The sequence below is a fragment of the Dysgonomonas sp. 521 genome, from assembly GCF_010501055.1.
Taxonomy (GTDB): domain Bacteria; phylum Bacteroidota; class Bacteroidia; order Bacteroidales; family Dysgonomonadaceae; genus Dysgonomonas.
In genome coordinates this window covers 1-11,764 of record NZ_QVMO01000098.1, presented here as the reverse complement: position 1 = coordinate 11,764, position 11,764 = coordinate 1, and the positions used below count along the sequence as shown (strand labels likewise).

The 11,764-nt window shown below is 43.3% G+C and carries 6 protein-coding genes and 1 pseudogene; 5 read left to right on the top strand and 2 right to left on the bottom strand.

Annotated elements, in window-relative coordinates; translation table 11 throughout:
* The first annotated feature begins 295 nt into the window (after positions 1 to 295).
* From aspT to rpiA, 5 genes are all read left to right on the top strand, one after another.
* Entirely contained in the window at positions 296 to 1,999 is a 1,704-nt protein-coding gene (gene aspT / locus D0T84_RS19110; RefSeq protein WP_163309455.1) for an aspartate-alanine antiporter, read from the top strand.
* Between the two features lie 67 nt (positions 2,000 to 2,066).
* Complete coding sequence (aspD, locus tag D0T84_RS19105) at positions 2,067 to 3,707, top strand: aspartate 4-decarboxylase (RefSeq protein WP_163309454.1); 1,641 nt, start codon at positions 2,067 to 2,069, stop codon at positions 3,705 to 3,707.
* 27 nt (positions 3,708 to 3,734) lie between these two features.
* Positions 3,735 to 4,805 (top strand): type II asparaginase, encoded by a 1,071-nt coding sequence (locus tag D0T84_RS19100; RefSeq protein WP_163309453.1) that lies wholly within the window; start codon positions 3,735 to 3,737, stop codon positions 4,803 to 4,805.
* A gap of 154 nt (positions 4,806 to 4,959) precedes the next feature.
* Positions 4,960 to 6,045 (top strand): porin, encoded by a 1,086-nt coding sequence (locus tag D0T84_RS19095; RefSeq protein WP_163309452.1) that lies wholly within the window; start codon positions 4,960 to 4,962, stop codon positions 6,043 to 6,045.
* A 101-nt stretch (positions 6,046 to 6,146) separates the two neighbouring features.
* Positions 6,147 to 6,845 carry a ribose 5-phosphate isomerase A gene (gene rpiA / locus D0T84_RS19090; protein ID WP_163309451.1) on the top strand — a complete coding sequence of 233 codons (699 nt, stop codon included), beginning with the start codon at positions 6,147 to 6,149 and terminating at the stop codon, positions 6,843 to 6,845.
* Between the two features lie 112 nt (positions 6,846 to 6,957).
* On the opposite strand, the pseudogene D0T84_RS19085 reads toward rpiA, so the two are convergent.
* Positions 6,958 to 9,947, bottom strand: a pseudogene (locus D0T84_RS19085) (family 16 glycoside hydrolase).
* A 217-nt stretch (positions 9,948 to 10,164) separates the two neighbouring features.
* Positions 10,165 to 11,421, bottom strand: a complete 1,257-nt coding sequence (locus D0T84_RS19080; RefSeq protein ID WP_163309456.1) for a Gfo/Idh/MocA family oxidoreductase — start codon at positions 11,419 to 11,421, stop codon at positions 10,165 to 10,167.
* Positions 11,422 to 11,764: the final 343 nt, after the last annotated feature.

The following is an 11,764-nucleotide window of genomic DNA, read 5'->3' as shown; positions in this document are numbered from 1 at the left end:
AGATGAACTGTTTACAAAAAATAATTACAAATCAATAAGTCCTGGTGACGATAAACAGTTGAAACTGTTTGATTTATAACCGGACACTAGTGATACGAGGTAAATTATTAATATTTATGGGGGATTAAATAATGTGTTGATTATTAAACTGTTTTCTGTTTTTTTATATTCTCTTATTTAGACTCGCAACAGATAATTATTGGGGTTGCTCAAACAATATACAAAACAACTTGTTTAATCCATATCAAGTGCACTTCATAATAAATGCTTACATACAATAAATTACATAAAACTTATGGAATGGATAATTAAGACAATGCAAGCCGCGCCTGAACTTGCGATTTTCCTAACCCTCGCCCTTGGATTCGCCATTGGGCAAATTAAAATAAAAGGCTTCGGACTGGGGCCTGTAACAGGTGTATTGTTGATGGGTGTACTCATCGGGCAACTTGATATAGTGATTTCTCCGACTGTAAAATCCACGTTCTTCCTTATTTTCCTTTTTGCGGTAGGATATAGTGTCGGCCCTCAATTTATTCACGGGCTAAAAAAGGATGGGCTTCCTCAGATCGCTTTCGCGGCCATAGTCTGTGTCGCGTGTCTGGTTGTTGCATGGGTTGCCGCGCTGATAGCCGGATTTGATATAGGTAATGCTGCCGGATTACTGGCAGGAGGGAACACTATTTCGGCTGTTATCGGCGTTGCTACAGATACTATCAACCAGTTGTCGATAGGCGATGACCAGAAGCATGCCTTTATCAATCAGATACCGGTCGCTTATGCTGTTACTTATATTTTCGGTACAGCCGGTACTGCCTGGTTTCTGGCATCTGTAGGGCCAAAGCTGCTGGGAAAGAACATTGTAGAGAAAACCAAAGAATATGAGAAATCGCTAGGCGGTTCTATCAACGAAGAAGATGCCAGTCTGGAATATGCTTATGATGGTACTACTTTCAGGTCGATAGAAGTGACCAATGATTTTTTTACAAATGGTAAGACTGTTCAGGAAACAGAGGATATGCTTGTACAAAAAGGATGGCCTGTATATATTGAACGTATCCGTCCGGCTAATGGCGGTGCGATAATTCAGGATCCAACCTCGGATATGAAGATAAATAAAGGTGACCGGCTCGTATTGAATGGCCCGATAGATACCCTTATCTCAGATGAAAATTCGATAGGCGTAGAGGTTGCTGATATAGAGTTGCTTGACTTTCAGGCGGAGGCGATTAAGGTAATAGTGTCTAATAAAGCAGTCATAGGTAAGACATTGCTGGAAATGAAGACTACGAAAGAACGTCATGGCGTAATTATCAGGAAGATACACCGTGGAAAGGTTACAATACCCCTTCTTAAAAACGTTACCCTTCAACGTGGCGATATTCTTGAAATAGAAGGGCGTAAGGTAGATGTAGACCGCTTTGCCAACTATCTGGGATATGCGCAGCGCCCGACTAATGTTACCGACCTGCTGTATGTGGGACTTGGTATCTTTTTAGGTGGAATATTAGGCTCTCTGACCCTTCGTACAGGAAATGTGCCATTGAGCCTGAGTGCCAGTGGCGGTGTACTTATCATGGGTATTCTGTTCGGATGGGTACGTTCGTTACGCCCTACCTTTGGCGCTATACCCGAGCCTGCCGTATGGTTGATGAATAATATGGGGTTGAATATTTTTATAGCTGTTGTGGGCATTAATGCCGGGCCCGATTTTATTGCGGGACTCAAGGCTGCCGGGGTAAGTCTTTTTATAGCAGGTATATTTGTCAGCCTTGTGCCCATGCTGATCGGCATCTTGTTAGGCCGTTTTGTCTTTAAATTCCATCCTGCCATCACATTGGGCGCTTGTGCCGGAGCACGTACAACGACAGCCGCTTTGGGTGCACTGGAAGATTCGTTACAAAGTAAAGTCCCTGCTTTATCATATACTACTACATACGCGGTGGGAAATACGCTGCTTATTATCTGGGGGGTAGTTATCGTATTGCTGATGAGCTAATAAATATAAAGATAGGTAAACCCTGTCTGGGAATCTTGAAATTTTTAAATCTTGAAATAATATTGTTATGGATATTGATAAATTAAAAACATCGCGTAAGCGTGAACAACAATTGGAGCAGCTAAGCCCTTTTGAATTGAAAGATAATCTGATCACCCTTGCTTCCGATCAGCAAAAGAAACCGGTGAAAACGATGTTGAACGCAGGGCGCGGAAATCCTAACTGGACAGCGACTGTTCCCCGCGAAGCTTTCTTTGCTCTCGGACAGTTTGGTATTGAAGAAAGTAAGCGTGCTATGAATAAACCTTCGGGATTGAGCGGTATTCCCCAAACAGGTGGCATTGCCGCACGATTTGAATCCTTCTTAGAGAAAAACAAGCAGCTCCCCGGGGTAGAATTGCTTAAAGGATTGTATAATTATGGCATAGAGAAACATAATTTTACCCCTGATAACTGGATATTTGAACTTGCGGAAGGTATTATCGGCGATCAGTATCCAAGTCCTGTACGTATACTAAAACATACCGAGAAGATTATACACGATTACCTCATACAGGAAATGTGCGGTAACAATCCGTTGAGGAACGGGCGCTACGATTTGTTTGCTGTAGAAGGTGGTACAGCGGCCATGTGTTATATCTTTGATTCACTGGTCGAAAATTGCCTGTTGAAAAAAGGTGACCGTATCGCTCTGGGTGTGCCGGTATTTACTCCTTATCTTGAAATACCCGAACTGGCGAGATATAATTTCAAAGTAACCTATATATATGGTTCCGCTAAGGACAAAGACGGTAATTCGACTTTTCAGTATCCCGACGAAGAACTGGATAAACTGGGAGATAAATCGATAAAGGCATTCTTTATTGTGAATCCAAGTAATCCTACATCGGTAGAAATTTCGGACCATAGCCGTAAGTATCTGGTAAAGGTGGTAAAGAACCTGAATCCCAATCTGATGATATTAACAGACGATGTATATGGTACATTCGTTCCCGGATTCAATTCATTAATGAACGAACTTCCCCAAAATACACTCTGTGTATATTCATTCTCCAAATATTTCGGGGCTACCGGCTGGCGTCTGGGGGTAATCGCTTTATATGAAGATAATATCTATGATGATATGTTGTCGGCAATACCCGAAAAGGATAAGGAAAGATTGGCCAAATTATATGAGAGCCTTACCCTTTATCCTGCAAAATTGAAATTTATAGACAGGCTGGTGGCCGATAGCCGTCAGGTGGCGCTGAACCATACAGCCGGGTTATCCACTCCTCAGCAAATCCAGATGTTGCTGTTCGCCGCGTTCGCCTTACTGGATACCGAAAACAAATATAAGAAAGACTGTATCGACCTCATCCAACATCGATATACCCTGCTTTGGGAAGGTATGAATATCCCCGTTGTCGAAGACCCTGAACGCGCAGCATATTATTGCGAGATAGACATTCATGAGTGGGCAATGAAGAATTATGGCAAGGAGTTCGTGGCATTCCTCGAAAAGAATTTCGAACCGGTCGATATTGTTTTCCGTCTGGCTGAAAAGTCATCGATCGTGTTGCTCAATGGTGGAGGATTTGCCGGTCCGGAATGGTCAGTACGTGTATCTCTCGCTAATCTTGAGGACGCGGATTATAGTGTAATCGGCAAAGAACTGTCGGAGACTATGCAGGATTATGTAGAGGCTTGGGAAAGCACTAAAAAATAATAGGAAATCAAAATCAATTATATCGTTATGAGAACAAATACTTTAGGAAGAATATTCAATCTGTTGCTGGTTGCTCTGTTTGTATCGGTGGCTGTCAGCGCCCAGTCTAAGAAAACAATTTATATCCTGGCCACAGGTGGTACTATCGCCGGACAAGGAGCAACGGAAGTTACAGCCGGATATAAGGCCGGGGCAATTACTGTTGACGAATTATTAAGCGCTGTTCCCGAAATTAAAGATATTGCCAATATCAAAGCGGAACAGGTTGCTAATATCGGGAGTCAGGATATGAATGATCAGGTGTGGCTGAAACTGAGCAAACGTGTGAATGAGTTGCTTAGTCAGGGCGACGTAGACGGAGTTGTTATCACTCATGGAACAGATACACAGGAAGAAACTGCTTATTTTCTTAACCTGACCGTAAAGAGCGATAAGCCTGTGATCTTGGTTGGTTCTATGCGTCCTTCCACAGCGATCAGCGCCGATGGCCCCCGTAATATATATAACGCAGTGGCTGCGGCAGTAGCTCCCGAATCGGTAGGGAAAGGAGTAATGGTCGTGATGGACGATAAGATTCTGGGAGCGGATGATCTGGCCAAAACCAATACGTTGAGTGTCGGCACATTCCAGAATCCCAATTATGGGCCACTGGGTATTGTATATAATGGAAAACCGATATATACCCGCCAGTCCGTAAAAAGGCATACATCCAATTCGGAGTTCGATGTGAGAAATCTTACAGAGTTGCCAAGGGTAGAGATTATCCTTAGTTATTCCAACGCTACCGATCTGTTTGTGGATGCGGCGGTAAAGGCTCATGTAAAAGGTATCGTTACCGCAGGTGTAGGCAATGGGAACTTAACGACTGTATTGCAGAACGCTTTGGAAAAAGCTGTTAAAAATCATGGCATAGCCGTTGTGCGTTCATCCCGTATTATGACTGGTCCTACAGCCCAATGGGACGAAATTAATGATGACCAGTTGGGCTTTTCTGCATCATGGTTCATCAACCCATACAGGTCGAGGGTATTACTGATGCTGGCTTTGACTAAAACATCCGATTACAGGGAAATACAACGTATGTTCTCGGAATATTGAAACACCCCCCCCGCCCCTTCCAAAAGAGGGGAGAAAGGTAAAAGCATATCACTATTTACCTTATGATTCGATTCGTTTGTAGTGGCTTTGCCGCTCCTTCTCCTTTTGGAGAAGGCGGGGGATGAGTTGCTTAAATTATTAAAATCGTAATTACATGAAACAAATATATATGATAATTGGGGCTTTATTCCTAAGCCTCGGGGCTTTTGCGCAGCATAAGGAAAGCCAGAATATACTGGATAAGCTTCTATGGGACGACAAGATGCTGAATATAATGCTGGATACACGTGTCGATTTTCAGACAACCTTCAATGGGAGCAGCCTTGATGAAGCTTCGTTTGAAGGACAGACATTCAAGTTGTGGCTGGTAGGGGAAATTATACCGGGCATACGTTATAGGGTACGTCACCGGTTGAATAAACCGCAAACGCCTCTGCGCGAGGGGTATTCTGCCGCAACCGACCAGGCGTGGCTTGCATTCGATTTAGGAAAAAAATGGACTTTTACGGTTGGTAAGCAGTCGGTACAGTTCGGTACGTTCGAATATGACTACAATCCGGCCGATATCTATCAGCCAACGATGGCTTTTAATGATTTGGATGCGTACAAGACGGGTATCAATGTAGCTTACCACTTTCTGGGACAAACGATGAATTTACAGGTTGTAAATTCGGATGCTCCTCAGTTTGCCAGCGATGATTATAAGAAAAAGGCGCTGGCTGTAAATGTATTATGGGAGGGCAGCCTGCTTGACGGGATGGTTAAGACCCGTTGGGGATACGGCGCTTTCCAGCATAGCAAAACGAAGTTCTACAACTGGCTGACAGCCGGTACTCAACTGAATATCGGAAATTTTACAACCGAATTGGATTATTATTTAGGTAATCGTGATATGGATTATAGCACGGTGGTTGATGATGCAGATCTCGGTTCCAGGTATGTAAGAGACCAGTCCGTTTCGTTAAACTTTAAATATGACTTCGGTAAATGGAAGCCTTTTATAAAGGGTACATGGAATCAACGCCATGATAAAGGATTCGAAAGTAATGCCTATGAAAGTACGGGAATACAGGCCGTAGTGGAATTTTATCCGTTTACAAATAATCTGACAAAGGATTTACGGTTTCATGCGATGTATGCCTATGGGAATACTGATTTTCAGGGAGAGTTTAAAGAGTTGAGCAACAAAGATACGCATACCATTCTGGTAGGTACCAGATGGCTGTTTAAGGCGAAATAGAATATATTTTCCTGTTCCATATCTCTCATTTATCGTTCAACTTTATGTTACGTGATATAAATAATGTAATTTTGAACAGGCTTTTTTTAATGTAGGATAATATGGAATGGGACAATAATATAATAAGTAACCTGAAATGGTCGGATAATATAATCAACAGGGAAGGAAAGGAGCGTGTTGCTAAAGATATCGCATCTAAAATGCAGGATGGCGATACTATCGGTGTCGGGTCGGGTTCTACGGTCTATCTTGCGTTGTTTGCTATGCAGGAAAGGCTGAGACGGGAGAATCTGAGCATTCTGGTAATACCGGCCTCTCTGGAAATCTCCATGACATGTGTGCAATTGGGAATACCTCAGACTACTCTTTTGGATAAGAAACCGGATTGGACTTTCGATGGTGCCGACGAGGTTGATCCTGACAGAAGCTTGATAAAGGGTAGGGGAGGAGCGATGTTTAAAGAGAAGCTGCTGATACGGAATAGTAAGGAAACTTATATCATCGTAGATGATTCTAAACTGGTAGATCGTTTGGGTTCAAAATTCCCTGTGCCAATAGAAATATTCCCGTCTTCGCTGCTATACGCGGAAAAAGAAATACGGTCTTTGGGCGCCCGTGACGTTGCTCTCCGTATGGCTAAGGGGAAAGATGGCCCTGTCATTACCGAAAACGGGAACTTTGTTCTCGACGCATGGTTCGATTCTATTGACAGGAATATGGAGAGCGAAATAAAGAAAATTACGGGAGTGATCGAAAGCGGTCTGTTTATAGGTTATGATGTAAAGATTATAGAGGCGTAAAGACCATTTGGTATTAAAATATAAAAGAAGAGGTTCTATTTTGTATAAATAGAACCCCTTTCTTTTAGTATATAGTGAACCTCTAATCTTTCAGTTCTTTAATACTTATATTTCAGAACTTTACAGGAAAGCCATGTCCCGGAAAACCGATATATCCCTTTTTATTAAATAATCCGGGATGTTGTTGCCCGTCAGCAGTTCCGATTTTAGTGGCTTCTTTGATGTCTCCATCGAGAATGACCTCGCCCGCTAAGAGTAACTCTATTCGGCGGAAGGTTCGAACGGTTTGGCGCTTTCAAGTTCCTTTACATAGATGTTACGATAATATACTTTGCTGCCATGAGCTTGTAGTTCAATCTGTTCGGCAGGGAACAGCGGTTGTTTACGATCCCAGAAGTTTTCCAGTATAACGTTATCCACAACCAGTTCTCCATTCAACTTAACGGTTACGCGGTCGCCTACCATTTTTATGTAGAATGTGTTCCATTCGCCCAGCTTATTATCAGCTAATTTCAGTGGCTTACTTGGGTTCTTTTCATTGTTATACAGTCCGCCGGAACCAACTTGCGCGCCTACATTCACACGGGCAATATCCCATATCTGTACCTGTGGCGTTCCTCTCAGATAGATGCCTGCATCGGCTTCCGGCCCTGCAGGGTCAAGGTTCCAGTCGATGTACATTTCTATATCTCCATATTGTTTTACTGTACAAAGATTGTCTCCACCCGTTCCGTCAAAGACAAGTATTCCGTTCTCGGCTTTCCAGTGTGCGGCAGCTGTCTTATCGGCAGTTGCTTGTCTTTTAGCCAGTTCGGCCGGTTTCATATTTGTACGGGCTATCGGATTTTCTACTATGCCTTTCCATCCTGTCAGGTCTTTTCCATTAAAGATGGATATAAAACCTTCTTCTTTTGGCATTTCATTCAGATGTTTGACAACCGCCTGTCTTTGATAATCGGCGTCCGGATTGTTCAGTATTTCGATTACCTTTTTGAGCAGCTCTTCTACATTCTTTCCGGTATAAGCTTTATTATCCAGGGCAATGTTCAACACTGCCTGCGCAGCCGCCTGCTCCGTGGTTTTGTCATCCAGGTATTCTCCAGCATATAGCATCCCTAAGTAAGAACCAGTATTTCCCAAGCGGGTAAGGATTGTATTTCTCTGGCTGTTGCTTTTCGCTATTTCCATGGCTTTGGTAAGGAATATACGCCTGTTCTCCCCTGTCAATTGAGAACTGGATACCAGTTGGATATATTTACTCAGGGCACGGTCGAAATACAGCACATCCGATGGATTCTGACAAATGGCGAACAACTCATCGGCAGCATTGATATCCTTCCAGTCCAGTAAGGCCTGGAATGCAGCATCTTTTGCGCCGGCATTTTCTTTATTGAAGCGGTCGACAATCAGAGGCAGGGCTTTTTCATCGCCGGTTGCAGCCAGAACGGGGTAATATAAATATTGTTTGCTTCTGTCCGTCTGATTCATACGGGCTGTAACCATGTCGAATTGTTTCTCCTTCTGAAAAGCTTTCAGTGCTTCGGAAATAGCCTGTTGAACAGGTGTTGCAGCATCTGCATCGGCGGATTCAAGTAATGGATATAATTTATCCAGATCGTTGGCTGATACTACATCTTTCAGTGCGGCATAAGCAGCTGTTTTCACATCGGGAGAATCTGCGCTTAATTGACCGAAGACATTACCCAAATGACTTGTAGATTTGCGCTGAGCCAGTAGTTCCAATCCGGCGATTTTCCCCGCAGTATTGGCTGTCTCTATCGTTGGCGCTACAGCAGACGCAATATCTCCTTTTGTTGAAGCTAAGGCTTCTTTAGCCATTTTTACAGTTTTCGGGTCGGCGTCATTCAGCAGGTAAGCCATAGCTGCAATGGCTTTCGCGTCTCCGGTTTTAGACAGTATGTTGGCGGCCGCTTTTCGGCTTTCTGTGTTACCTTCTGTCAGTAATCCTATGGCCGTCTCCGTAACTAAGGGTGTGATAACCTTCCGTTTTTCCGGACTGTCGCATTCCTGTCCCAGCCAGTTGATAATGTCGGACTGTACTTCCGGTTTCGCTTTGCTTACAGATTTTATGAGTTCGTTATACATATTACTGTCGGCATAATCAGAGGCAAAGGTAAGAGCCGCATAACGGTAATTACGGTTGTCGTCTTTCAATGCGGTTTGTAGAAGTTTCAGCCTTTCGGATGGTCTTGTAGCCATCAATATCTGTAATGCGGCTTCCCGGGTCTGTGCCTGTCCGGCTTTTTCGGCTTTCTTCATCAAATCACTGGCGGCTTTATCGGCTTCTTTTACATCACCTTGCAGCAGTACCCGCTTTATCAGCGAAATATACGCTTCGTTAGCGCCGTCTTTTTGCATGGTGTAATTATCCTGTTCGGCGGCAGATGCCAGATCAGCTAAAGACGCTTTAGACCCTACACGGCTAAGCGCATATAGCACTGTTTTTCTTGTATTCTGGTTACTCGTATTCAGCCTCCTTTTCAGCATGTTCTCCGAGTCGGCGATCTGTAACCGTGCAACGGCAAGTATAATATTTTCGGCCACCTTGTCGTCGGTGGCTGCGCTTAATGCATTTAATAGCGCTTTTTGCGCCGACTGTGTATTGATGGCAGACAAGGCTGCGGCAGCAGGAGCATTTAAGGTTTTGTCACCCAGATATGTGGATAATTTAGCCACTGCTTCATCTTTTCCTGTCAGTTCTAGTTGCTTGATAATAAAGGCTTTGATTTCATTGTCGCTAGTCAAATCCAGCGCCTTTATATATGCGTTGGAGGTAATGAGCCTCTTGTCTTCCAATCCCTGAGCCGACACATAGTGTGTAAGTGCGCTTAAGGCGTACTCTACTTGTGCGTTCGATCCTTTTCCCGGAGGGTTCATCATTTTTATTAGCTGGAGGATGCCTTCTTCTCCCGTAGATGCCAGATCTTTTATCTGGTTGTAATATTGCTCTGATTGTTGGGCGGGCATCTGTGCCAGAACGTCGGCTACAATGGTCTTTGCTGTTCTGTTTGATGGATATTGGGCGTATGCCAGCACGGAACAGAACAACAGGATGCCTAATAGTGAATATATTTTCTTCATGATTATTTTCTTATTTTACAGGTATTAAGTAACTGTTTAAATTTTATACGAATATTTTATTATACTTTTTTCTTCGTTCATTTTTAGTCTGTTTTCGGCTGTTTTTTCCTTTCTCTCAACTCAACCAACGGTCACAGGAGCGAAGCGTATGTAAAAAAACATCTCTAAAACATCTCTAAAAATTGGAACGAATAAAATTTAAACAGTTTCTAACAGATTAAATATTCCAAGGTGCGCGCATTGGCTGGTCAAGCAAGCGGTTTGCTGCTTCATCGTTAATAAATTCCAGTTTAACAGGGTCGAAGTTTAGAGTACGGTTCAGCCTTAATGCAACAATCCCCATGTTGACAATCGTGGAAGAACGGAAGCCGTTCTGTTCGTTGAGGGCAAACTGTTTACGTGTTTTTACGCTTTCCAGAAAATCTGTTACTTGTTCCTCCGGTTCGGGATAATCGGCCAGTTTCTTTTCCCATCCCGGGATGTCGCAAACAAAGTTTTTATAGACATTTCCATTAGGTCCCGATATATATGGCGTATCCGGATTGCCAAAGTCGCCACCCCAGAGTACAATCTGGCAACCATCATCGTAAGTATAAGTAATAGAACGCCATGTGCCTATGGCATCGGGATGCTGTTGAGGAGCGTCCACCTCTACTTTTACAGGGCTGGTATTGTCTTTTCCCAGAAAGTATTGTACAGGGTCGATATAGTGTTGCCCCATGTCGCCGAGGCCGCCTCCGTCATAGTCCCAGTAGCCACGGAATGTTTGGTGTACACGGTGGCTGTTGTATGGTTTATAAGGCGCAGGTCCCAGCCACATATCATAATCCAGTTCGGCCGGAATAGACTCAGGAGCGAGATACTCTTTTCCTACCCAGTAGAATTTCCAGTCGAAACCTGTATGCTTACTGATGGTTACTTTTAACGGCCAGCCGAGCATACCGCTTTGAACTAATTTTTTTAGAGGTTTCACAGGTGTTCCCAGTCCGTAAAAATTGTCGGCGAACCGGAACCATGTATTTAAGCGGAACTTGGAGCCGTATTGTTTTACGGCTTCCATTACACGCTTGCCTTCGCCTATAGTGCGGGTCATAGGTTTTTCGCACCAGATGTCTTTTCCTGCTTTGGCCGCTTCTACCGACATGATGCCATGCCAGTGCGGAGGAGTGGCTATGTGTACGATATCTACATTCCGGTCCAGAATCAGGTCGCGGAAATCGTGGTAGGCAGCTATACGGTCGCTAACCAACGCCTTACCCAGTTCAAGGTGTTTCTTATCTACATCGCAAACAGCTACAAGGCGTGTGCCTGCATAATTCAGGTGTCCTCGGCCCATGTTACCGGTGCCGATAATACCTTTAGTCAACTGGTCGCTTGGGGCAATAAAACCCCTGCCCATAACTTCACGGGGGATAATTGTAAGGGCAGCAGCTGAAAGGATGGATCTTTTAAGGAATTTTCGTCTGTCAATCATGTTTTTTTTATTCATAATATTTTGAAATAATTGTTTCGAATTTTCAAATATATATAATGTATTAGACTTTTGAGCGCTTAAAGATATAAAAAATAAGCATAGAATAAACACTAGTTTTGCAATAATGATGGGATATTAAGGTAATAATTGGTGTAAGTGATTATAAAATATGATTTATTTTAATAAGCTGATGTTCTTATCCTTTTCATATTTCTGATCGATAGGGCATGTTGACTCAATTATTACTAACGTGAGTTCGAAATAAGGCACTACCATATTGCTAGTTGCTTATCCTCAATAATATCAACTCTGATAGATGGCTTCTTAGGCAAGAAACTATAAG